The sequence below is a fragment of the Brachybacterium sp. JB7 genome (assembly GCF_003335205.1).
GTDB classification, from domain to species: Bacteria; Actinomycetota; Actinomycetes; order Actinomycetales; family Dermabacteraceae; genus Brachybacterium; species Brachybacterium alimentarium.
Map to the genome: position 1 here is coordinate 1 of NZ_QPGN01000029.1, position 24366 is coordinate 24366.

The following is a 24366-nucleotide window of genomic DNA, read 5'->3' on the forward strand; positions in this document are numbered from 1 at the left end:
GGCCTCGGCAACCCCGCCATCGGCGGGCTCTGCCAGGGACGCCGCAGCGCCGTCGGCCCCCGGCCCCTCGACGCCTGCCTCCGCAGACGGAGCCTCTGAACCGGCCACGGACACGATGGCCTCGCTCCGCGCCGACTCCGATCAGCTGATCGCCCTCATCCGCCGCGCCCGCTGACTCGCTGGCTCGCTGGCTCGCTGGCTCGCTGGCTCGCTGGCTCGTCGGGCGCGCACGCCGGACCGGCCCGCGCCGGACGTGATCAGTCCTGGGAGGGGTCGGCCACGTGACGAGCGCCGGGGGCCTGCCGCGTTGTCCTCTCAGCCTTCGCCGTCTTCTTCTCGGGCTTCTTGCGGAGTCCCTGGGCCGAGCTCTTGCCGGAGGCGAGCACGTCCGAGGGGTCTCCGGCCTGAGCGCCCAGACCGAACTTCCGGTGCGCGGCCTGCTCCTCGAAGATCTTGGCCGCGCGCAGCGAGTCGACCTCGCCCACCACGGGGTTCGGCTGGTGCGTGCCGCGGGTGCCGCCGTACAGGGACAGCAGGTTCATCGCGACGGCGCGCTGGTTGCGGTGCCCGATCATCTTGGTGATGTGCACGCCGAGCCACGCGGCCCAGCCCATGGCACCGGAGAGACCGCCCACGTGGGGGATCTCGGCGATCGCGGCGTGACGGCCGATGGTGGCCATGGTGCCCAGATCGGTGTACGTGAACCGCTTGCGGGGCTTGCCGGCGACGTCCGCGGCGATGGACCGGGCCGCGGCCTGACCCATCTGGATCGCGGGCTGCGCTAGCTGGGGGAGGGGCTCGTCCTGGCCGGCGATGTCGCCGGCGGCATAGACTCCTGGGAAGCCCTTGACCTGCAGGTAGTCATCGACCGCGATGCGGCCGCGCTTGTCCTGCGGCAGGCCCCACTCCTTGACGGACTCGGGGATGGCGACGCCCGCGGCCCAGATGGTGATGTCCGATTCGAGGATCGAGCCGTTGTCGAGCACCACGTGGTCGTAGCCCACGGACTTCACGCCGTGGCCCAGGCGCAGCGTCACGCCGCGGTCCCGGAGCTCCTCGGCGGCGTACTCGCGGTACTTCGGGCTGAACTCCTTGATGAGCTCGTCGCCGCGCTGGAGCACGGTGACCTGCAGGGTCCCGGGGTCCATCTCGGGATAGAGGATGTCCAGCTCCTGCATGCGGAAGTCGGCGAGGGCGCCGGCGATCTCCACGCCCGTCGGCCCGCCGCCGACGATGCACACGTGCAGCTTGTCGTGCCCGAGGACGTCCTCGCGGCTGGAGCGCTCGAGCTCGGAGAAGATGCGGTCACGGATCGCCAGGGACTGCGAGCGCGTGTACATCGGCATCGCGTGCTCCTCGGCGCCGGGGGTGCCGAAGTAGGTGGTGGTGGCGCCGTTGGCGATGATCAGGTAGTCGTACTGCAGCTCGTGGATGCCCTTCTGGCCCTCGTCGAGCTTGACGACCTTGCGCTCGGGATCCACGCCTTCGACCTCGCCTTGGCGGTAGCGCATGTTCGGGACCTTGAGGGAGAGGCCGCGCAGGAACATGGTGACGTCGCCCGGGTTCAGACCGGCGGTGGCCACCTGGTACAGCAACGGCTGGAAGGTCTTGTAGACGTTGCGGTCGATCAGGGTCACGCGCACTCGTGCGTCGCGCAGGGCGCCCACGGCGTGCGCGCCGGCGAAGCCGCCGCCCAGGATGATCACGTGCGGCCAGCTCGCGCCGTCCTTCGCAGGAACGGTGGGGCGACGAACGGAGAAGGGCAACGGCATGACCATGGGGGTGACTCCTAGGAGAGACGGTGGTCGACGGTCCCTGCGGGGCGCTGGTGGCGTCCCTGAACGGGAGCGCCGGCGTCGGCGGGAGGATGAGGAGAGGATCGGCGGGCGGTGCCGGGTGCGACCCGGGATGGCGAACTCGGCGATCAGCCGGGCTCGGAGCCTGAACGAGTGCGCATGCGCGTCCGTCCGAAGTCCCCATCGATGCTACCCACTCAGCCCGGGATGAGGTAACCGTCGGGTCGGTCCATTGCTCGTGAGTCACACCTGGCAGGCTGCTCGATGTGGGGGTAAGCGCTAGCCGGCGAGGGGGGTCACCGTTCGGTCGGTCCGAGCCCGGTCGAGCCGTGGCTCGGGGCTCTCGGCAAGGACGTCGCACGAACCACGCCACGCCCCGGTGAGAGCGGCGTCGGGGCCGTAGTCTGGACCACGCCGCACTGCCGACGCCCGCACTCTGCCGGTGTTCGCGCTCTGCCGGTGCTCGCGCTCTGCCGGTGCTCGCGCTCTGCCAACGCCCGCGCACGGCCGGTGCTCGCGTACCGCACCGCCCGCGCCCGCCTCGTCCGAAGGAGACCTGCCATGGTCGACGTCCCCGCCCAGCTCGCGTCCGTCACCCGCGCCTATCGCCAGGAGGACCGCGACGGCGAGGGGCTCCACGTGCAGACCCTCGAGCAGGATCTCCCCGTCGACCTCGCCGAGGCCTGGGCGGCCGTGACCACGGCGGAGCGCATCCAGCAGTGGTTCCTCCCGATCAGCGGTGACCTGCGGACCGGCGGCCGCTACCAGTTCGACGGCAACGCCGGCGGTGAGGTCCTCGCCTGCGAGCCCCCGGCGGGCGGCGTCGCCGAGTACCGCGTCACCTGGGAAGCCGGCGGCGTCTCCTGGGTGACCGTGCGCCTGGAGGAGATCAGCGCGGGAGCCACCCGCTTCGAGCTCGAGCACACCAGTCGCGTCGCAGATGTGCCCGCGCAGATGTGGGAGACCTTCGGCCCCGGCGCGACCGGCGTGGGCTGGGACGGCGGTCTGCTGGGCCTCGCGCTGCACGTCGGCGCCACCGAGGGCGCCCTCGCACCCTCCGAGGCCGCCGAGTGGGCGGGCACCGAGGAGGGGCGGGCGTTCTACCGCGGGGCGGCCGACGGGTGGGCTGTCGCCCACACCGCCTCCGGGGCCGACGCCGAGACCGCCCAGCGCACCGCCGACGCCACCTACGGCTTCTACACCGGGACCGGCGCAGAGGGCTGAGCCCGGAGTCTGTGCCGAGCTCAGTCGGCGCGGGCGATCACCACGAACACTCGTCCGGGTCGCGAGCGAATAGGTCTCCGCAGGGCCCGGCAACGCCCCACAGCCCAGCTCCTCAGGCGAACGAGGTCCAGGTCGTGTCGGCGTCGATCAGCCAGTGGTTGCGCAGGGTGAGCGCCCGTTCGATCGCCGCGAGGATCCCCGCGACCAGGAGCGCGGTGTTCGCCCAGCCGGGCAGGGAGATCGGCGAGGTGAAGGTGCCCACGTGCTCGGCGACCACGTCGATCTGCGTGACCAGCTCCGCGAGCTGCGGGACCATCACCGCCAGGCCCGCCAGGAGCACGATGATCGCCAGGAGTCCGAGGGCGGAGCTCACCCGCGGGAACCGTCGGCCGAACCGGGCCCGGAGGCCTTCGAGCCCGCGGGGATGCGGGCGCAGCGGTCGCGGCGACCCCTCGTCGGGGACGACATGCATCCGGGTCAGCCCGTACGAGCTGGTGGCCACCTCGATCACTCCGCCCGGGATGGGGAAGGCGACCGGCGGATTCGCGATGTACTGCTGGGTCCCGTCGCGGTACAGGGCCACCGGGGCGTGCCGTGACCCTTCGGGGATCTTGCCTCCCTCGAGCTCGGAGGCCAGGTAGCGCACGTCGACGGTGTACTGCGCATCCTGCGCATCCCAGGTCTCGCCCTCGTGCGGGTCCAGATGGAACTGGGTGCGGGTGAGGGTCTGCCACCAGCGAAGGTCCTTCAGCGCGCTCCCGTCCCCGTCGCGGGCACGGCGCAGGCGCCTGATGCGGCGACGTCGCGTGAACATGGTCCTCCCCGGGGCGGGCGGCCCGCGCGGACTGCGCGAGCCGACGGTCTGAGGGCGACGTCGGCCGTCGTTCCCCGGCGGCGTCTGCCGCCGTCCCCATTCCACCTGATCGACGGTCGCCGCGACCAGTGCGATCTGCCATCTCCTCCGAAGGGAGGAGCCGCCGCCGGGATCGGGTCCGCCCGGGCCGGCTCCGCGCATCGACTCCGGCGGGTCCGCGCGTCCCGCCAGCTGAACCTGCGCATCGACCCGGTGAGCGCCCCGCCCCGGTCGGTCCCGCGCGCCGACCCGCCGGGCGCCGGGTCCGATCAGGTGGTGCGGAGCTCCGTCGGCAGCTCCTCGAGCAGGCGCAGCCACAGCTCGGAGGACGTCGGATAGCTCGGCACCGCATGGCGCAGCACGTGCACCGGCACCTGGCCGACGATCGCGATCGTCGCGGCATGGATCAGCTCCGAGGCCTCCGGGCCCACGAACGTCGCCCCGATCAGCGTGGCCGTGCCGCGATCGACCACCAGCTGGGCGGTGCCGGAGACGTCGTCCCGCAGCAGCGCGGAGCCGGCCGCGCCGCCGAAGGGGACCTGTGAGGTGACGACGTCGTGCCCGGCCTCGCGCGCCTGCTCTGCCGTGAGCCCGACCGAGGTGACCTGCGGATCGGTGAACACCACCTGCGGCACCGGCACGGTCTCCGGGACCGGTTCGAGAGCTTCACCGGTGACGCCGGCACGGATCGCCTGCCCGATCACGCGGGCGCGGTACTTGCCCCAGTGGGTCAGCGGCGCCTCGCCGCTCGCATCGCCCACCGCGTGCAGCCAGGACGGCAGCGGCGCCCCGGTCGCATCGTCCGACGTCGGGGCCTGCGCCCCGGTGATGTCCTCGGGGGAGAGGCCGATGGTCTCGAGGCCGACGTCCGCCAGTCGCGGCGTGCGACCCGTCGCGACCAGGATCTCGTCCCCGGTGACCTCGCGTCGGCCCTGCGCATCCTCCACCTGGAGGGTCACGCGGCCGCCATGGATCCTGCCGAGCCCGGAGTCGCGGGCGTCGGCCCGCTCGGCGGAGACCGCCGAGGTGCCGAGCTGGACCGTGACGCCGAGGGCCGTCAGAGCGCCCAGCACGTGCTCGCCCGCGAACGGCTCCATCCCCCGCAGCAGAGCGTCGCCGCGCACCAGGAGGGTGATGTGGGAGCCCAGCGCCGCCATCCACGTCGCGGCCTCGACCGCCACCACACCGCCGCCCACGATGAGCAGCTCCCCGGGGATCTCCTGCACCCCGGTCGCGTCGCGCGAGGTCCACGGGGAGAGTGGCTGCAGCGCGTCCGGCACGACGGCCTGCGAGCCGGTGGCGATCACGACGGCGCGGGTGGCGTGGGCGAGCGTCGGCGGGCCCCCGTCGGGATCCTCGACGCGCACCTCGCGCTCGCCGACGATCCGGCCGTGTCCGCGCACCACCCGCATCCCGGCGCCCTCGGCCCACTCGACCTGACCGGTGTCGTCGTACTGGGAGACCCATGTGTCGCGCCGCGCCAGCAGGGAGGCCGTGTCCACCTCCGGCGTGGAGACGCCGTCCAGATGTGCGGCGGCATCGGCGACCGCGAGCGGCCGCAGCAGGGCCTTGGACGGCATGCAGGCGTAGTAGGAGCACTCGCCGCCCAGCAGCTCGCCCTCGATGAGCACGGCGGTCTGGTCGGTGCCCTCGATCGCGTACTGGGCGACGTTCTCGCCGACGGGGCCGCCGCCGATCACGACGACGTCGGCGGTGATCTCGGGGGCAGAGGCGGACTGCGGGACGGTGGACTGCGCATGAGGAGCCATGTCGGCACGCTACGCCCGCGAGCGGCTCTCGTCACGGGGCGGCTCCAGGGAGGACGGGGCATGCTCGCGGTGTCGCAGGACGCTCTACCTGTGAGGCGGCTCACAGTTGGCGGTGACTTCTGCATCGTGCCGTGGGAGGAAATCGCGGCCCTTAGCGTGGGCGCATGTCCACAACGGGGTCGAACCATGATCCAGCGCATCCGCGCGAGGCCGAGGTCATCGAGGCCCTCCGCACGAGCAGGCCGATCACCCGCGCCGCCATCGCAGAGGCCACCGGGCTCAGCAGGACGACGGTCTCCGCCGTGATCGCCCCGCTCCTGGAGGAGGGAACCGTGGTGGTGGCCGGCCACGAGGACCATCCCGGCCGCGGCCGGCCCACCGAACGGATCGAGATCGACCTCGACGCGATCAGTGCGCTCGGGATCGATCTGGCCCACGGGGCCGTGCGCATCGCCGCGCTGAACATCGTCGGCGACGCGCTCACGACCGGGTCCCGGGAGCATCCGGAGGATCTCGGATGGGAGGAGCGGCTCGGCATCGTACGCGAGCTCCTCGAGGAGCTCGCGCTGCCCGCGGCGATGCCGTCCCTGCGCGGCGTCGGGCTCGGGGTGCCCGGCCCCGCCGCGTTCCTCCACCGGGCCGACGCCCCCTGGCAGCGGCTCGTCGACGACCTCCAGGGGCGGTTCGGGGCGGAGGTCCGCGTGGACAACACCACCCGGTACGCCGCCTTCGCCGAGCATCTCGCCGCTCCCCGCCGCGATCGGATCACGCTGCACGTGCGCTGCTACCAGGGCGTGGGCGGAGCCGTCGTGCGCGAGGCACGGATCGACCGCGGCGCGGCGGGCCTGGCCGGCGAGATCGGCCACCTGCAGGTCGAGTTCCCCGGGGCACCGTGCCGATGCGGTCGACGCGGATGCCTCGAGACCGTGGCCTCCACCCCGTCGGTCCTCGCCGCCTGCCGGGCGCTGGGCCTCGGTCTGCACACCGTCGAGCAGCTGCACCAGGAGCTGGCCAGCGGGCGCGGCCGCGTCGACCCCGTCCTGACCCGCGCGGCCGAGGGCCTCGCCCACGCCCTGGTGCTCGCCGTGACCATGGTGGATCCCGAGGAGATCCTCCTCTCCGGCGACCTCTTCGATGCCGGCGACGCGCTTCTGGACCGGGTCCGAGGGCTCGTCGCCCGGGAGGCCGGAGCGCGGTTCCCCGCCGTCCGGCTCGGGCCCGGCCGTCTCTCCAGCGATGCCGGCGCCCTCGGCGCGGCCCTGCCCTTCACCCATCCGCGACCCTCCACAGGAAGGACCGTGATCGCATGAGCACGTCCCGATCCCGCGAGACCCGATCCCGCGAGAGCACCGTCCTCGCCGCGACGAGGCCGCCGCGCGCCGCCCGTCGGCGTGCAGTCCAGGCGGCCCTGGCCGCCTCCATCTCCGGACTGATGTTCGGCTGGGACGCGATGGCGCTGAACGTCGTGAAGAACGCGCTGCAGTTCCACACCGGGTCGGGATCCGGGCTGATCGGCTTCGCCGTCGCCTTCGGCGTCCTCTCCGCGGTGCTGGGGGCCTTCCTCGCCGGGCGCCTCTCGGACCGCATCGGTCGCCGGGCGATCATGGTGGTCTCGGCAGTGCTGTTCATCGTCGCGTCCACCGGCACGGCCTTCATCGGCGACTCGATGGCGCTGTTCCTCGTCTGGCGCCTGTTCTCCGGGATGGCGATGGGGGCGGCGATGACGATCGCCCCGGCCTATGTCTCCGAGACTGCCCCGGCGGACATGCGCGGCATGCTCGTCTCCCTGCGCCAGTTCATGCTGATCATCGGCTTGTTCGTGTGCGGTCTGCTGGGCGATGCGATGCTCGCGGCCGCGCCGTCTCCCGCCGGCGACGCCCCGCTGTCCACCGCACGGCTGGGGCTGCTGGGCCTGCACCTCGAGGTCTGGCAGTGGGCGTTCCTCTCCGTGGCCGCCGGCGGGCTGATCTACCTCATCGCCTCGCTGCTGGTGCCCGAGTCCCCGCGCTTCCTCATCGCCCGAGGTCGTGTGAAGGAAGCACGGGGCGTGCTCGTGCGCACCCTCGGCGAAACCTCCGTCGATGCCCGCGTCCAGGAGATCTCGGAGTCTCTGGGCGGGCACAGCATCGGCGGCTTCCGATCGCTGCTGAACCGTTCCGGAACCAACCTCCAGCGGATCGTGTGGGTGGGCATCGGCCTCGCCGCCCTGCAGCAGCTCGTGGGCATCAACGCGATCTTCTACTACGCGACCACCATCTTCTCGACGATCGGCTTCGGCGAGCAGGCCGCGCTCCAGCAGACCCTGATCCTCACCGCGGTCAAGATCGCTGCGATCGTCACCGGGATGCTGCTCGTGGATCGGGTGGGCCGACGCCCCCTGCTGCTGGTGGGGTCGATCAGCATGTTCGCCGCCCTCGTGATGACCGCCGTGGTCATGCTGACGGCCCCGCAGGTCGCCGGGCCGGACGGGGCGCTCAGCCCCGACCTGGCCGGATCTCCCGGCCGCGCCGCGCTCGCCCTGGTCGCGCTGTGCCTGTACGTCTTCGCCTACGCCGGCACCTGGGGGCCGATCATGTGGGTGCTGATCGGCGAGATGTTCCCCAACCGCCTGCGCGGCGCCGCCACCTCGGTGGCGGGCGGTGTGGAATGGGCCTCGAACTTCGCCGTCACCCTGACATTCCCGGTGCTCGCCGCCTGGTCGATCGGGTCCACGTACGTCCTCTACGCCGCGGTGGCTCTGCTGTCCATCGGGTTCGTCGTGAAGTTCGTGCCCGAGACCAAGAATCTCGAGCTCGAGCAGATGGACGACTTCTCGAACTGAGCCGACCCGACCTGACCCGACCCGACCTGACCCGACCCGACCCGGCCGCGTCCGTGTCCGACGCAGGGCCCCGCGTCCCCGCGTCGGCCGCTCCATCCTGCGCATCCCTCCACGAAAGGCACCACCGATGACCGATGACACCCAGCGGCCCCTCGAGGGATCCCGCACCGCCCCGGCGGTCCCCGCCGCCGAGCCGACGGGTGCCCCGCGCCGCAACATCCTCATGCTGATGACGGATCAGCACCGGGTGGACACCCTGGGCTGCTACGGCAGCACCACCTGCCGCACCCCGAACCTCGATGCGCTCGCCGCGACCGGCACCCGCTTCGACTCCTGGTTCACCCCGTCGGCGATCTGCACCCCGGCACGTGCCTCGCTGTTCACCGGTGCGGCCCCCTTCCGCCACAAGCTGCTGGCCAACCACGAGCGCAACGTCGGCTACATCGAGGATCTCCCCGAGGACCAGTGGACCCTCCCCGAGGAGCTGCGGGCCCAGGGCTATCAGTGCGGACTCGTCGGGAAGTGGCATGTGGGGGAGGAGCGCACCGCTGCGGACTTCGGCTTCGACGCCGAGCACTACCCGGGCTGGCACAACCCCGTCGACCATCCCGACTACGTGCGCTGGCTCGAGGAGAACGGGCACCCGCCGTATCGGATCACCGAGCGTATCCGCGGCCGCTTCCCCAACGGAGAGGTGGGGAACCTGATGGCGGCCCGGCTGCAGCAGCCGGTCGAGGCCACCTTCGAGCACTATCTCGCCGACCGCACCATCGAGATGCTCACGCGATACGCCCGCGACGGAGAGGAGTCCGACGTCCCGTTCTTCGTGGTCTCGAGCTTCTCCGGCCCGCACCTGCCGTACGTCGTGCCCGATGAGTACTTCGACCTGTACGACCCTGCCGACGTCGAGCTGCCCCGATCGGTCGCCGAGGATTTCGCGGACAAGCCGCCGGTCCAGCAGAACTACTCGCGCCACTGGGCCTTCGACACCATGACCGAGGCCGAGTCCCGCACACTGATCGCCGCCTACTGGGGCTACGTGACGATGATCGATCGCGAGTTCGGCCGGATCCTCCGCGCGGTGGAGGAGCTGGGCCTGGCGGAGACCACCGCCATCGCCTTCAGCTCCGACCACGGGGAGTTCACCGGCTCCCACCGGCTGCACGACAAGGGTCCGGCGATGTACGACGACATCTACCGCACCGGTGGCATCCTCCACGTGCCGGGCGCTCCGGCGCAGGTCCGCGATGAGTTCGTGAGCCTGCTCGACCTCACCGCGACGTTCCTCGATCTCGCGGGTCTCGAGACGGCACCGGCCGTCGACTCGCGCTCGCTCCTGCCGCTCGTACGGGGCGAGGACGTCGAGTGGGACGACCATGTGCTGTGCGAGTTCCACGGCCACCACTTCCCGATCGCCCAGCGGATGCTGCGCGGGCGCCGGTACAAGCTGATCGTGAGCCCGGAGTCCCGCAACGAGCTCTACGACCTCCAGGAGGACCCCGATGAGCTACACAACCGCTACGACGACCCGCGGCTGAGCGGCGTGCGCCAAGAGATGCTCGCGGATCTCTACAGCCGGCTGCAGGCGCGGGGCGACAACTTCTATCACTGGATGAGCTCGATGTACGAGGTGGGCCACCTCGATCACGACCCGACGATGTCCGGGCTCGACGAGGTGACCTATCGGGGGTGAGGCGGCGAGGTGCCCTGGTGCCCTGGTGCCCTGGTGCCCTGGTGCCCTGGTGCCCTGGTGGCGAGGCGGCGAGGCGGCGAGGCGGCGAGTCGGGGCGAGGCGGCGAGTCGGGGCGAGGCGAGACCCGCCCCGACGACCAGTCGGACGACCGGCGAGCCAACGTTCCTCCCCACCTCCCCGTCGTCCACACGGCGCGGACGCGTGCCCGCATGTCGGCCCCGGTCCCTAGGCTCGGGGCATGAGAATCCTGCACACCTCGGACTGGCACCTGGGGCGCACGCTGCACAAGGTCGACCTGCACGAGCATCAGGCCGCTTTCATCGACTGGCTCGTCGATCTCGTGCGCGAGCGGGACGTCGACGTGGTCGTCATCCCCGGTGACGTGTACGACCGCGCCGTGCCGGCCGTCACCAGCGTGAAGCTGCTCGATTCCGCCCTCGCCCGTCTGGCGGACACGGGCGCCACCGTGGTGCTGACCTCCGGGAATCACGATTCGCCGGAACGGCTCGGCTTCGGCCGCGGGCTCATGCGGGCCGGCGTCCACCTGCTCACCGACATCGCGGGCATCGAGCATCCGGTCAGCGTCGAGGACGAGCACGGAGAGGTGCTGCTCTTCGGGCTGCCGTATCTCGAACCCGACCGCGTGCGCACCGAGCTCGTGGCCGAGGGGGAACCGCCGCTGGCGCGCAGCCACGAGGCCGTCACCCGCGCCGCCCTGGACCGGGTGCGCGAGCGCGCCGCTGCGCATCCCGGTGCCCGCACCGTCGTGCTCGCCCACACCTTCGTCACCGGTGGCGAGGCGAGCGACTCCGAGCGCGACCTCTCGGTGGGCGGAGTCGACTCCGTGCCCGCCGGTGTGCTGGGCGGCATCGACTACCTGGCGCTCGGCCACCTGCACGGCTGCCAGGACCTCACCGCCGCCGTCGGCGCTCCGGCCTGGTACTCCGGCTCCCCGCTGGCGTTCTCGTTCTCCGAGCGCACCCACCGCAAGTCCGTGCTGCTCGTCGAGCTCGGCGCGCCCGGCCCCGGCGAAGAGGGGGCCGAGGTCACCGTCGAGCGGATCCGCACCCCCGTGCCGCGCCGCCTCACGGAGCTGCGCGGCACCCTCGAGCAGATCCTCGCGCAGCAGGACCAGCACGGCAGCGACTGGGTGAAGGCGGTCGTCACCGACCCCGCACGGCCCGCCCACCTGCAGGAGCACCTGCGTGAGGGATTCCCGCACCTGCTGCTCACCGAGTACGCCCCCGACGGGAGAGAGGCCCGGGAGGGCACCCCCGTGGTGCGCCGGGAGGCGAACCCGCTCGAGGTGATGGACGAGTTCCTCGCCGCGGTCACCGGCGCCGACCCGACGCCCGCCGAGCACGACGTGCTCGAGCGCGCCTACCGTCACGTGCGGCGCGACCAGGAGGCCTCATGAAGCTCCATCACCTGCGCCTGACCGCGATCGGCCCCTTCGCCGGCACCGTCGAGATCGACCTCGCCGCCCTCGGTGCGAGCGGCATGTTCCTGCTGGAGGGACCCACCGGGTCCGGCAAGTCCACGATCCTCGATGCCATCGCCTACGCGCTGTACGGGCAGGTCGCCGGCAGCGCCACCAGCGATGCCCGGATCCGCTCCCAGTTCGCCCAGCCCACCGAGGCGAGCGTCGTGGACCTCGTCTTCGAGACGGCCTCGGGGATCTACCGGGTGCGCCGCCAGCCCGAGTTCCAGCGCCCCAAGCTCCGCGGCACCGGCACCACGAAGGAGCAGCCCAAGGCCGTGCTGTGGCGCATCGGTTCCCCGCAGCTGATCCCTGCGGTGATCGCCGACGAGATGGGCGGCGGGGGAGGGGTCGAAGCGATCGCGACCCGGATCGACGAGGTGGGCCGCGAGATCCAGCGCGCCGTGGGCCTGAACCGGGACCAGTTCACCCAGACCGTGCTGCTGCCCCAGAACGAGTTCGCCCGCTTCCTGCGCGCCGGCACCGGGGAGCGGCAGCAGGTGCTGCAGCGCGTGTTCGGCACCGAGACCTACGCCGCCGTCGAGAAGCAGCTCGAGGAGATGCGCAAATCCGCCAAGCGCCAGGTGGACCAGGCGCAGCAGACGCTCGGCACGGCGCTCGCCCGGTTCACCGAAGCCACCGCGCTGGAGACCGAGCAGGTGACCGTCCTGCAGGACCACGCGGACGCCCTGCGGCTGGACCCATTGACAGCAGCGGCCGACGAGCACCTCGCCGCCGTCACCGCCCGTGCGACCACGACGGGCAGCGCCGCGCAGAGCGCCGCGACCGCGGAGCAGACCGCCCGCACCGCCGCCGAGACCGCGAAGACCGCGCGCACCCGCATCGAGCGCCGACGCACGCTCGATGCGCTGGCCGCCCGGCTCACGACGGAGAAGCCCGTCGTCGACGCCGCCCGACGCTCCCTGCAGCGCGATGAGACCGCCCGCCCCGTCGCGGACCTGCTGCGCCGACGAGACACCGCCACCGCCCAGGCCGCCACCGCCCTGGAGAACCTCGCCCAGCTCGCCGAGAGCACCCGTCCGGACCAGCCCGCGCTCGTCGACCTGCTGGAGAACGACGAGGCCGACGCGGAGCTCGCCACCGCGGCCGACGAGGCCACCACCGCTGCCGGCACCCTCGCCGACCTCGTCACCCTCGAAGCCGCCCTCCCCGCCCGCGAGCAGAAGCTCGCCGAGCGCCGAGAGACGCTCGCGAGGACGACGAGCGCCCTCGCGGCGCTCAGCGAGCAGCTCGAGGCACGGCCCGCACAGCGCAGCGAGCACCTCACCGCTCGCGATACCGCCCGTGCCGCCGCCCGGGCCCTCGGGGACGCCCGGCTCGCACTGCGCAGCTCCCAGGAGCGCCAGCAGGCCACGACCGCCGCCGCGGCGCAGCAGGGCACGGTCGAGGCTGCTCGCGAGCAGACCGTCGCCGCCCTGCGCACCGCCCGTGAGAAGGCCGATGCCGAGGCGGACCTGCGCCGCGCTCGCCTACCGGGATCGCTGCGGAGCTCGCCGTGGACCTCGCCGAGGGGGACGCTGCCCCGTCTGCGGCGCGGTCGAGCACCCACCCGCCGGCCGCGCCGCCGAGGATGCCGTGAGCCCCGAGCAGGTCGAGGCCGCCGAGACCGCCCGCCAGGCCGCCGAGGCCGCGCACGCCCGGGCCGAGCAGGCGCACGCCCTCGCGAGCCAGGAACTCGCTCGCCTCCGCGAGATCGCCGGAGACCTCACGCCCGAGACGGCGAAGACCGCCGTGGAGGAGGCGAGCGCCCAGGTCACCACGGCTCAGGAGGCCGAGAAGAAGGCCGCCCGGATCGATACGCAGATCACGGCCTTCGACGAGGAGACCGACCGCCTCACGAAGCGCAAGGAGGCCGACGCGCTCGGCGTCGAACGCGAGCGCACCGCGATCGAGGAGACCGCCCGAGCGCTCGAGGCCGACCGGACGAAGGTCGCCGAGGCCCGCGGCGAGGACGACTCCATCGCCGCTCGCCGTCGGGCCCATCTCTCCCGCGCCCGCGCCGCCACCGCGCTGCGCGACGCACTGCGCACCCGCACCGAGGCCACCACCCGCGCCGACGAGCTCACCGAGGAGGCGAACGCCGCCCTGGCCGCCGCCGAGCTCGCCACTGCGGAGGCCGCGCGAGCAGCGGTGCTCGAGACGGCCGAACGTCGACGTCTCGAAACGCTCGTCCAGGCCCGCGCCGTCGACGAGTCCCGCCTCGCCGACGGTCTCGCCGAGGAGGGCATCGAGGCCACCGTCGCCACTGACGAGGCCCGGGAGCAGGCCGACGCCGCACTCGCGGACGCCACCGCCCGGCATGCCACCGCGCAGGAAGCGGCCCGCGACGCCGCCGGCCTCGCTGCGCGCCTCGGCGGTGTCGCAGAGCGGGGAGCAGCCGCCCGCACGGCCCTGCAGACGGCCACCGACCAGGTGCGCACCATCAGCGAGGACGCTGGCGTGGTGGTGCGCGTCGCCGACCTCGCGACCGGCCGCTCGAGCGACGGGGACCGCGTGCAGCTGTCCACCTACGTGCTCATGTGGCGCCTGGACGCCGTGGTGCAGGCCGCCAACGCCCGCCTGGCCCTGTTCTCCGGCTCCGACCTCGAGCTGCTGAGGGACACCGGCGCACGAGGTGCCCGCAAGACGGGCCTGGACCTGCTGGTCCTGGACCGTCGGACCGATCAGGTGCGCGTTCCCGAGACCCTCTCCGGTGGCGAGACCTTCTTCGTGTCCCTCGCCCTTGCGCTCGGCCTCGCCGACATCGTCATGGGCGAGGCCGGCGGCGTGCAGATGGAGACCCTGTTCATCGACGAGGGCTTCGGCAGCCTCGACCCCGAGACCCTCGAGACAGTGGTGCGCGAGATCGGCCGCCTCGCCGAGAGCGGCCGCGTGATCGGTGTGGTCAGCCACGTCGGCGACATGAAGGCGCAGATCGCCGAGCAGATCCACGTGCGCCGCGGCGCCGATTTCCGCTCGACCCTGAGCGTGACGGCGTGACGGCGTGACGGCGTGACGGGTTGACGGTGTGAACACGCTCTCCGTCCGTGTCGGCATCCCGGGGACAGGAACGTGATGTTGGAGGGACACTGCGGGCAGGTCGTGCGGCTCCCTGAGCGGCACGCCGATCACTCCACGACGCCCTCCGGCCCTCGTTCCTCTGCGGCGCTTCCGCGCGTCGCGACCGCCCAGGCATCGTGGCCTCCCCTGCGACCTGGGTCACTCGGGGTCATCCAGCGCTGCGATCCAGCTGCTCGCGGGTCCAGCGCTCGACCCGGGGCTCCGCCGCGCCCGGGACCTCGGTGGTAACCCCGTCCCGGTCGATGAGGACGATCCGGTGGCCGTCGTCGATGAGCTTCTTGGCCATCTGTCCCGCGACGTGGCGCGCCACCGGCAGCACCTCGTCGACCCGGCTCATGTCGAAGACCACCCGCTCCGTCGTCGGCGGATCCTCCAGGACCCTCTCCACCAGCGACTCGACACTGCTGAGCACGAGATCGCCCTGCAGGACGTAGAGCGTCGCCCGATGCTCGTCGATCCACACCGTCCGGGTCTCCCGCAGCGACGACCGGGCCGGCCGAGCCGGCTCCATGAGGTGCAGGTGGAGCTCTTCGGACAGGTGCTGCATCATCGCCACGCCCCGGGAGCTGTTGCCGTGGGCATCCAGCCCCGGTGAGAACACGGCGATGCCCAGCTGCCCGGGGAGCACGCCGACGATGCCGCCGGCCACGCCGCTCTTGGCGGGGATGCCGACCGTGGTCAGCCAGTCCCCGGCGGCGTCGTACATCCCGCAGGACGTCATCACGCCGAGCAGGTGCCGAGTGGTGGTCCTGCTGAACAGGCGCTCGCCGGTGTTGGGCTGGACCCCGCCGTTGGCGAGCGTGGCCGCCATCAGGGCGAGATCACGCACCGTCACCGAGGCCGCGCACTGGCGGATGTAGCCGTCCACCGCATCCTGCGGCTCCTGATCGAGGGCTCCCGCGGCGCGCAGCAGATGCGCGAGTCCGAGGTTCCGGTGGGCGCTGGCAGCTTCCGAGGCCGCCACCGCCTCGTCGATCTCGATCTCGCGCTCCGCGAGCTGCGAGAACAGCTCGAGGATCCGCTCATCGGCCGGCCTCGCTCCGTGGCTGAGCAGTGCGTGGGTCGCGATCGCCCCGGCGTTGATCATCGGATTGCGCGGCATGCCGGTGTCGGGGTCCAGCGAGAGCTCGTTGAACGCCTCGCCGCTGGGCTCCACCCCGATCCGCGCCAGGACGTCCTCGAGGCCGCGCTCCTCGATCGCCTGGGCATAGACGAACGGTTTGGAGATCGATTGGATGGTGAAGTGGTGGTCGGCGTCGCCGCTGGCGTAGACGGTCCCGTTGATCGTGCTCATCGCGACGGCGATCCGCTGCGGATCTGCCGAGGCGAGCTCCGGGATGTAGTCGGCCGGAGCTCCGGGGGCGACGTGGGCCGTCTGCTCGATCGCGCGGTCGAGGTAGTCCAGGATCGGGGATCGCATGGGGCGCTCCATCACGTGGTCGGGGCGGGGCAGGGTGCCGCGAAGGGCGACGTCAGTGTTCCACGGCCCACCGAGCGGGGGCTCCTCTACGGGCGGCCGCGCGCTGGAGGCTCACGCACGGGAGGGTCGCATGCGGGAGGCTCGCAGGCCGGCGGCTCGATCGCGGGGTTCCTTCGCGACGGTGCGCACGCTCTCCACCGCGAGAGGCCCGGACGCCGAGGCCCGTACGGTGGCGCGTCTCCCACCGGGCGCAGGCACGCCGATAGGATGGGTGCGGCCCTGACTGCTGGGGACCCTGCCGCTCCGCGCGCTGCCCGTGAACGATCACGGGATCCGGCGCCGTCACCGCTTCCGGGCCGCAGTCCCCACCCATCTCCTTCGGAGGACCCGTGGACTCCCTCACCGTCCAGATCATCGTCACCGTCGTGGTCGGTCTGGCGTACATCGTCGGCCTGACCGGGATCGTCGTGCCCGTGCTGCCCGGCACCATCACCATCGCGATCGCGACCCTGATCTGGGCCATCGTGATCGGTGGATGGCCGGCCTGGATCGTCTTCGCGATCGTGCTCGTGCTCAGTGCCATCGGCATGACCACCAGCTACGTGCTCACGGGCAGGAAGCTGCACGCCGCCGAGGTGCCGATGTGGCCGATCTACGTGGGCATCGCCGCCGGCATCGTCGGCTTCTTCGTGATCCCGCTGCTGGGCCTGCCGATCGGCTTCGTGCTCGGCCTGTGCGTGAGCGAGGCCGTGCGGCAGAAGGACATCGCCAAGGGACTCGGCTCCGCCTGGATCGCCGTCAAGGCGCTCGGCGTGGGCATCATGATCGAGTTCTCCCTGGCCATGCTCTCCACGATCGTGTTCGCGGTCGGCGTCGTCGTCCATTTCGTGACTGCATGACCGCCCCCCGCCCCGCCCCCGCGAACAGCTCGGGCCCCGTGAACAGTTCCGCCGGTTCCGCCGGCGCGAACAATCCCGCTGGCGCGAACGGTCCGGCCCCGGCCCCTGCCCCTGCCCCTGATCCTGATCCTGGCCCTGCCGAGCCCGTGACCCCACCGATCCAGAACATCGACCGCGACCATCCCGCGGTCCTCGTCCCGGGCCTGAAGCGCCTGCTCAAGGGCTCCTGGGAACAGCGCGGATGGTTCATCCTGGCCGTGCTCGGAGCGACCGCGTTCGCGCTCCTGCAGATCGCGACCTCCTCGATCATCGGCAGCGTCACCGAGAACGTCGTCGTGCCCTCCTTCGCCGACGGCGGCGACATCGAGCTGGGCCTGGTCGTCGGCGGGGGCCTGGCCATCTTCGGCATCGCCGTAGCCCGCGCCGTGACCGTGATGGCCCGCCGCATCTTCGCGGCCGCCGCCCAGTTCGACCTGTTCCGCCTGTACCGCGAGCGCCTGGCCGCCGTGTACGCGAAGGTGCCGCTTCTGTGGCACCGCCGACAGTCCACCGGCACCCTGCTCAGCTCGGTCTACTCCGACGTCGAGGCGACCTTCTTCGCGATGGCGCCCTTCCCCTTCGCCCTGTCCACCATCGTGATGCTGGTGTACGCGACGGTCGTCGTGGCGCGCATTGACCCGGTGATCCTGCTGGTCATGCTCGCGCTGATCGTGCTGCTGATCGCCCTGAACGTGCTGCTGCAGCGCTTCGCCACCCCGATCGCCGTGCGCTCCCAGCGGCTGCGCGCGGAGGTCGCCGAGATCGCCCACGAGTCCTTCGACGGCGCGAACGTCGTGAAGTCCCTGGGCCGCGAGGACGTCGAGGAGAAGCGTTTCTCCCGGGCGGCCGACGACCTGCGCAGCACCGGCATCCGGTTCGGCTACGTGCGCGGCTGGTTCGACCCCGCGATCGACGCTCTGCCCAACCTCGGCATCCTCGCCGTCGCCGTGCTCGGCGCCTGGCGGATCGGGGAGGGTCATCTGACCACCGGCCAGCTGGTCGAGGTGTCCTACCTGTTCACGCTGATGTCCCTGCCGATCCGCTCCTTCGGCTGGGTGCTCGGCGACCTCTCGCGCACCGTCGTCGGCGGCGGCCGCGTGCAGCAGATCCTCGACGTCACCGAACAGCGCGTCTACGGTCCCGACGCCCTGCCCGAGGGCCCTGGCGTGCTCACCTTCGACGAGGTCTCCTTCGTCTATCGCGACGACCCCGCCCAGGTGATCCTGGGCCGCGGCGCCCGCGCGGAGGACCACCTGCGCACCGCGACCGCCCTGCACGACGTCTCCCTGCGCGCCGACCCCGAGGCCGGGACCCGCGTGCTCGCCGTCGTCGGCGCCACCGGCTCCGGGAAGTCCACGCTCGCCCTGCTCGCCGCGGGCCTGGTGGATCCCAGCACCGGCAGCATCTCCCTCGACGGCGCGGACCTGCGCTCGCTCACGGCCGACGCCCTCACCGCGGACGTCGCCCTCGTGCTCCAGCAGGCCTTCGTCTTCGACGCGAGCGTGCGCGAGAACGTCACCCTCGGCGAGGCCATCGACGAGCGGACCATCCGTTGGGCGCTGCGCGTGGCCCAGGCCGAGGCCTTCGTCGACGCGCTGCCCGACGGGCTCGACACCGAGCTGGGGGAGCGCGGCGGGTCGCTGTCCGGCGGGCAGCGCCAGCGCATCGCGCTCGCCCGGGCCCTGGCCCGCAGGCCCCGCCTGTTGATCCTCGACGACGCCACCAGCGCCTGCGATCCCAGCGTGGAGCTGGCGATCCTCGACGGGATCCGCCGCGAGATGACCTCCTCGACGCTCCTGCTGATCGCCTACCGCAAGTCCACGATCTCGCTCGCGGACCAGGTCGTCTTCCTCGATCACGGCCGGGTCGGTGCCGCCGGCACCCATGAGGAGCTGCGTGGACGCAGCGAGGGCTACCGCGCTCTGGTCGACGCATATGACGAGGCCGCGATCTCCCACAACCTGCTCGAGGCCTCCCGGCCCCAGCCCAGTGACGGCCCGGATCCGGGCATCGCCGTGGACGCCGCGCGCGCCCGCACCGTCACCGCCGCCGTCGAACGCCATGGCGAGGGCAGATACCGGCGTGAGGACGCGACGGCCGACGGGGAGTGCGAGTGCGAGCCGCCGACGGCGACCGGCGGGCTGACCGCCGTCGCACCGGACGCTGCCACTCCGGACGCTGCCGAGCCCGACGCCGTCGCACCGGACGCTCCCGAGCCCGACGCTGCTGAGCCGGACGGCGCCGCGCCGGGCTCTGTCGAATCGGACGCTCCCGCACCGGACGCTCCCGCACCGGACGTTCCCGGCCCGGACGCTCCCACCCCGGGCGCTGCCGTGTCCGCTCCGACCGATGAGGAGGCCGGCCGATGACCGCCGCACCTGCCGCCGACCGCACCGAATCCTCCGCGCTCGGCAGCGAGACCACCACCGACGAATCCGCCCTCCACACCATTCGGCGGGGCCTCGGGCTCACCCCCGAGCTGCTGCGCGGGCTGTGGGTCACGCTGCTGCTGGCCGTGGTCGCCACCGGCGGCAAGGTGGTCGTCCCGATCGCCGTGCAGTCGATCCTGGACCGCGGCATCATCGCCCCGGAGCGGCCCGACGTCGCCTTCGTCGCCGGCGCCGCAGGGCTCGCCGCCATCGTCCTGCTGGGTACCGCGGCCTGCAACGTCCTCATGAACCGTCGGCTGTTCCGTCTGGCCGAGACGTCACTGGCGACGCTGCGCAAGCGCGCCTTCCGCCACATCCACGACCTCTCGCTGCTCACCCAGGGCACCGAGCAGCGCGGAGCGCTCGTCTCCCGCGTGACCAGCGACGTCGACACCGTCAGCCAGTTCATGAGCTTCGGTGGCATCATGCTGGTGGTGATGAGCATGCAGCTCGTCCTCGCCACGGGCGTGATGGCCTTCTACTCGTGGCCGCTCGCCCTCGTGGTGTGGCTCTGCTACATCCCGATCCTGCTGATCATGGGCTCGCTGCAGAAGCGCATCCGAGCCCGCTTCCAGCAGGTCCGTGCGAACGTCGGCAGCATGCTCGGCGCGGTCTCAGAGTCCCTCGTCGGCGCTGCCACCGTGCGCGCCTACGGCGTCGAGGACCGCACCCGCTCCGGGCAGGTCGATCGCGTGCGCGACGTGCGCAACGCGCAGTTCTCCGTGCTGAGGCCGCAGTCCGCGTCGTTCTTTCTCTCGGAGACGGCGGACGGCCTGGCCACCGCGATCGTCGTCGTGGTCGGCATCCTGCTGGGAACGCAGACGCTCGGCGTGAACCTGCCGGGGGCGGACCTCACCGCTGGCGGCGTCATCGCCTTCGTGTTCCTGGTGTCCCTGTTCAGCCAGCCGGTGCGCATGGGCATCGAGATGCTCTCGGAGGCGCAGAACGCGGTGGCCGGCTGGCGGCGCGTGCTCGGCGTGCTCGACACTCCGGCCGACGTCGCCGATCCCGGCGGCGCCATGGATCCCCACACCGGACGGCGCCTGGCCCCCGTGCCCGGCGCGACTCTGCTGCCCGACGGTCTGCTCGACATCCAGATCCGTGACCTGCGCTTCTCCTACCCCACCGGGCCCGAGGTGCTGCACGGCATCAGCGTCGACATCCCCGCCCGCAGCCGCATCGCGATCGTGGGCGAGACCGGCAGCGGCAAGACCACCTTCGCCAAGCTGCTCACCCGCATGATGGATCCCGCGAGCGGCGAGCTGCTCATCGGCGGCATCCCGCTGCACCTCATCCCGTATTCCTCGCTGCGCTCGCGCGTGATCATGGTGCCGCAGGAGGGCTTCCTCTTCGACACCTCCGTCGCAGGCAACCTGCTGTACGGGAAGCCCGACGCGACCCACGACGAGATGCGCCGCGCCCTGGACGAGCTGGGGCTCGGCACCTGGGCCGACGAGCTGCCCGACGGCCTGGACACCCCAGTGGGCCAGCGCGGCGAGTCCCTCAGCGCGGGGGAGCGGCAGCTGGTCGCCCTGGCTCGCGCCTATCTCGCCGACCCCGACGTGATCGTGCTCGACGAGGCCACGAGTGCCGTCGATCCTGCGGCCGACGTGCGCCTCCAGCAGGCCATCGACGGCCTCGCCCGCGGTCGCACCACGATCACCATCGCCCACCGGCTCTCCACCGCCGAGCGCGCCGACCGGATCATGGTGCTCGACCACGGCGACCTCGTCGAGCACGGCACGCACGCCGAACTCGTGGAGCTCGACGGCGGGATCTACGCGGGACTGCACCGCTCCTGGGTGGCCCACCGAGCGTCACGGTGACCGGTGCGGTGCGGTGCGGTGCGGTGCGGTGCGGTGAGCGGGAGCGCTGCGGTGAGCGGGAGCGCTGCGTGCCGGGTGCCGTGGTGAGCGGAGTCGATGGCGAGGCGAGCAGGATGGGAAACTCGGGAGCATGAGCTCGCCCGATTCGCTGAACCCTCCCGTTCCTCCGGTCTCCGCACGCGACGAACCGCGCTTCGGGAGCGACGAGCGGAAAGGCGCACTCGCCGCTGCCTTCCAGGACCAGGGCGAGGACTACGACCGGCTCCGCCCCGGCTACCCGCCCGCCGTGCTCGACGCGATCCTCGCCACCCTGCCTGGTGCTGAGCCGCGCTCTGCGCTGCCTCGCCGTGCGATCGACCTCGGCGCCGGCACCGGAAAACTGTCGTGGGCTCTCGCGGAGCGCGGTCTCGACGTCACCGCCGTGGACACGAGCCGGGCCATGCTCGAGACCGCTCTGCGCCGCGCCCCGTCGGGCGGCTCAGCGGACCCCACCGACTCATCCGGCTCACTGGCTTCAGCGGACCTCACGGTCTCCTCCGGCTCACTGGCTTCAGCGGAACCTGCCGACTCATCCGGCTCGGCGGACGCAGCAGGTGCTGCGCTCGCCGCTCCCCGGCTGGCCACGCACGTCGCCTCTGCTGAGGACACCGGCCTGCCGGCTGCATCGGCGGAACTGGTCACGGTCGCCCAGGCCTGGCACTGGTTCGACGCGCAGGCGGCATCGGCCGAGGTCACGCGGCTTCTCACACCGGGCGGCACGCTCGCGCTGGTGTGGAACATGCTCGACGTGACCATCCCCTGGGTGCACCGCCTCTCCCGGATCATGCACGCCGGCGACATCCATCGTGAGGACTTCTCGCCCACGGTCGGCCCCGGCCTCGAGCTCCTCCAGCGCAGCGTGCACCAGTGGGAGGACCCGATGCCCACGCCGGACGTCATCGACCTCGCCCGCACCCGCAGCTACGTGATCACTGCCTCCGAGGAGCGCCGTGCGAAGGTCCTGGCGAATCTCGACTGGTACCTCCACGAGCATCTCGGCCACGCGCCGGGGAGCATCATCGGGATCCCGTACCGCACCGACCTGTTCCTCTACCGGCCCTCCGCTGCCTGACCGCCGATCGCGCCCCGTCGTTCTGACCTGTCCCGTCGTTCGCGCCCCGTCGTTCTGACCTGCCCTGTCGTTCGCGCCCCGTCGTTCTGACCTGCCCTGTCGTTCTGGCCCGCTCACTGCGGCCGGGCGCTCTGACCCCCGCGACTCCCCTCCCGCTGCTTTGCTTCCCGTTACTCATTAGTAGCCGGGGGAAGTAGGCGTTGAGAGCGCTCCATTCCGCCTACTCCCCCGGGGTGCCCGACTCGCTGGGGTGTGTGAAGCACCGGAGCGCCCGACTCGCTGGGGCGCGTGAGGCACCGGCGTGCCCGAGTCGCTGTGGTGCGTGAGGCGCCGGCGTGCCTGACACGCCGGGGCCCCGACCCGCGGGGGGTGCGAGAGGCGCCGGGGTGTCCGACTCGCCGGGGCGCGTGAAGCGTCGGTCGACAGACCCAGGCGGGACGACGTGTCACGGGCGCCATCCTCGGGCCCGGAGCTCTTCGCGGACCAGGTGCACTGCAGCGGCGCAGCCTGCGTGAGCGTCGTCCTTGTAGAGGCGGATCTCGGACCACCGGGCGGCTTTCACCCGCCGCGCACGCCGGATGTCCCGCTTCACCTGTTGATCCTTGTTATGGGCGGCGCCTTCGTATTCGGCGCAGACGCGGTATTGCGGCCACTGGAAGTCCGGGGTGTGGAGCGCGACGCCGTCAGGCCCGATGAGTGGCACGTTGATCAGCGGTTCGGGCAACCCGGCGTCGATGAACGCCAACCGCAGCATGGTCTCCATCGGGGAGTCCGCTCCTCGACGCACATCGGTGAGGGCACGCCGGAGTGACGCGGCGTAGTGACCCGTGCAGGCGTTCGCCAACTGCTCGAGGCTGCACCACGGTTTCCGTCGTCCGTTCTCGAACTGCGGCCGCGGAGCCCGGACGAGATGGTCACCGACCGCCACGAGCTGACCATGGGTCAGGTGGCGCGCGAGATCTCGCCACGTTCGCGATCGAGTGGTCATGCGAAACGAGCAGTGCGGTGGCGGCGCGGTCTCGTGGAAGGACAGGACCTGGGTGAAGACCAGTCGCTGCACGTCCTCCTCAGCCAAGGTGAAGTCGTGCCACCGCACGACGGCGCCATGACTGTTGCGGCCGCCGGGAATCGACAAGTGCACTGGTTTTCGCGAATCCCAGGAACCGAGCTGCGGAGGAAGAGGCATGTTCCACAGCCGAGCGGCGGAAGGACCGACGACGACGGCGGAGCCATCCTGTCGACTGAGGGCGGCGACGATGGCGGCCTCGGAGACCGGTGGGCCCGTGCGTGAAAACAGGCCTCGGCGGATTCGGGAGATGTCCTTCCGCTTGAGGCGATCCTGGGAGACGCCTGCTCGTCGTGCCTCGGCGCTGGTGAACACATGCCAGGGGAGCACAGCGGGGAGCGGGAGCGGAGGGCGCGACATCACGCCAGGATGGGACTACTCGCGCTCCGACGCCGCGGGCCATCCACAGTCCGCACTGTGGAGGAGAGGTGCGGTGACGGCCCGAGGCTCGGACCGCGACGCTGAGTCCTCGACGTGTGAGTGCTGCGCGACGCTGAGATCCCGACGTGTGAGTGCTGAAGGCCCCGCGCGCTTCGCCCAGCCTCTCGTCCCGCTTCGCCAGCTCCGGCGCGTCATCCCCGCCTGGCCTTCCGCCCTCGCCCTGGCCTTCTGCCCCGCCTCGCCCCGGGCCTTCGTCGTGCCGCGTCGGTAACCCGTCTGAACAGGCGTTGAGAGCAGCCTATTCCGCCTACTTCGACGGGGTGCTCGAGCGTGAGAGGTCGCGAGTGGCCGCGGGCGTGAGCCGGGCGTGAGCCGGGCGATGTCGGCGACCTGCGCGTGCCTCGCGTGCCGTGCCCGTGCTGTCCGGGGACCGTGGGCCAGCTCGCTCGACGTGGTGCTGTGCTCAGGAAGAGAGCTT

15 protein-coding genes and 1 pseudogene are annotated in these 24366 nt (G+C 72.0%); 11 read left to right on the forward strand and 5 right to left on the reverse strand.

Features of this window, described 5'->3' with window-relative positions; genetic code table 11:
- Nucleotides 1-257: 257 nt before the first annotated feature.
- Nucleotides 258-1772: an NAD(P)/FAD-dependent oxidoreductase gene (locus CIK81_RS17170; protein WP_241964247.1), complete on the reverse strand. Its 1515-nt coding sequence runs from the start codon at nt 1770-1772 to the stop codon at nt 258-260.
- Between the two features lie 585 nt (nt 1773-2357).
- Here CIK81_RS17170 and CIK81_RS17175 point away from each other — a divergent pair.
- Entirely contained in the window at nt 2358-3020 is a 663-nt protein-coding gene (locus tag CIK81_RS17175; protein ID WP_114355963.1) for an SRPBCC domain-containing protein, read from the forward strand.
- A gap of 112 nt (nt 3021-3132) precedes the next feature.
- Here the strand turns inward: CIK81_RS17175 and CIK81_RS17180 are convergent, their stop codons facing one another.
- Nucleotides 3133-3834: a hypothetical protein gene (locus CIK81_RS17180; RefSeq protein ID WP_096166632.1), complete on the reverse strand. Its 702-nt coding sequence runs from the start codon at nt 3832-3834 to the stop codon at nt 3133-3135.
- A gap of 308 nt (nt 3835-4142) precedes the next feature.
- Entirely contained in the window at nt 4143-5642 is a 1500-nt protein-coding gene (locus CIK81_RS17185) for an NAD(P)/FAD-dependent oxidoreductase (protein WP_114355964.1), read from the reverse strand.
- A 164-nt stretch (nt 5643-5806) separates the two neighbouring features.
- On the opposite strand from CIK81_RS17185, the gene CIK81_RS17190 reads away from it, so the two are divergent.
- From CIK81_RS17190 to CIK81_RS18650, 6 genes and pseudogenes are all read left to right on the forward strand, one after another.
- Nucleotides 5807-6952 (forward strand): ROK family transcriptional regulator, encoded by a 1146-nt coding sequence (locus CIK81_RS17190; RefSeq protein ID WP_096166634.1) that lies wholly within the window; start codon nt 5807-5809, stop codon nt 6950-6952.
- Complete coding sequence (locus CIK81_RS17195) at nt 6949-8463, forward strand: sugar porter family MFS transporter (RefSeq protein ID WP_096166635.1); 1515 nt, start codon at nt 6949-6951, stop codon at nt 8461-8463. The genes CIK81_RS17190 and CIK81_RS17195 overlap by 4 nt, the downstream gene beginning before the upstream one ends.
- 127 nt (nt 8464-8590) lie before the next feature.
- A complete protein-coding gene (locus CIK81_RS17200) occupies nt 8591-10156 on the forward strand; it encodes a sulfatase-like hydrolase/transferase (protein WP_096166636.1) in 1566 nt (521 codons plus the stop codon).
- Nucleotides 10157-10394: 238 nt separating this feature from the next.
- Complete coding sequence (locus CIK81_RS17205; RefSeq protein ID WP_114355965.1) at nt 10395-11573, forward strand: exonuclease SbcCD subunit D; 1179 nt, start codon at nt 10395-10397, stop codon at nt 11571-11573.
- Nucleotides 11570-12184 (forward strand): annotated as a pseudogene (locus CIK81_RS18645) (AAA family ATPase); the annotation flags it as partial. The gene CIK81_RS17205 and the pseudogene CIK81_RS18645, both read left to right, overlap by 4 nt.
- Nucleotides 12185-13232: 1048 nt before the next feature.
- Entirely contained in the window at nt 13233-14636 is a 1404-nt protein-coding gene (locus CIK81_RS18650) for an SbcC/MukB-like Walker B domain-containing protein (protein WP_241964244.1), read from the forward strand.
- 229 nt (nt 14637-14865) lie between these two features.
- On the opposite strand, the gene glsA is transcribed toward CIK81_RS18650, so the two are convergent.
- On the reverse strand, nt 14866-16137 hold the full coding sequence (gene glsA, locus CIK81_RS17215) for a glutaminase A (protein ID WP_096166639.1): 1272 nt from the start codon (nt 16135-16137) through the stop codon (nt 14866-14868).
- 389 nt (nt 16138-16526) lie between these two features.
- Between glsA and CIK81_RS17220 the strand changes: the two genes are divergently transcribed.
- From CIK81_RS17220 to CIK81_RS17235, 4 genes are all read left to right on the forward strand, one after another.
- A complete protein-coding gene (locus tag CIK81_RS17220; RefSeq protein WP_096166640.1) occupies nt 16527-17036 on the forward strand; it encodes a DUF456 domain-containing protein in 510 nt (169 codons plus the stop codon).
- The gene (locus tag CIK81_RS17225; RefSeq protein WP_241964245.1) at nt 17033-19444 is read left to right on the forward strand and encodes an ABC transporter ATP-binding protein; all 2412 of its coding nucleotides are present in this window, start codon (nt 17033-17035) and stop codon (nt 19442-19444) included. Before CIK81_RS17220 ends, CIK81_RS17225 begins: the two co-directional genes overlap by 4 nt.
- Entirely contained in the window at nt 19441-21330 is a 1890-nt protein-coding gene (locus CIK81_RS17230; protein WP_096166641.1) for an ABC transporter ATP-binding protein, read from the forward strand. The genes CIK81_RS17225 and CIK81_RS17230 overlap by 4 nt, the downstream gene beginning before the upstream one ends.
- Before the next feature lie 130 nt (nt 21331-21460).
- Complete coding sequence (locus CIK81_RS17235) at nt 21461-22441, forward strand: class I SAM-dependent methyltransferase (RefSeq protein ID WP_096166642.1); 981 nt, start codon at nt 21461-21463, stop codon at nt 22439-22441.
- 445 nt (nt 22442-22886) lie between these two features.
- On the opposite strand, the gene CIK81_RS17240 is transcribed toward CIK81_RS17235, so the two are convergent.
- Nucleotides 22887-23822, reverse strand: a complete 936-nt coding sequence (locus tag CIK81_RS17240) for a hypothetical protein (RefSeq protein WP_241964246.1) — start codon at nt 23820-23822, stop codon at nt 22887-22889.
- Nucleotides 23823-24366 lie beyond the last annotated feature (544 nt).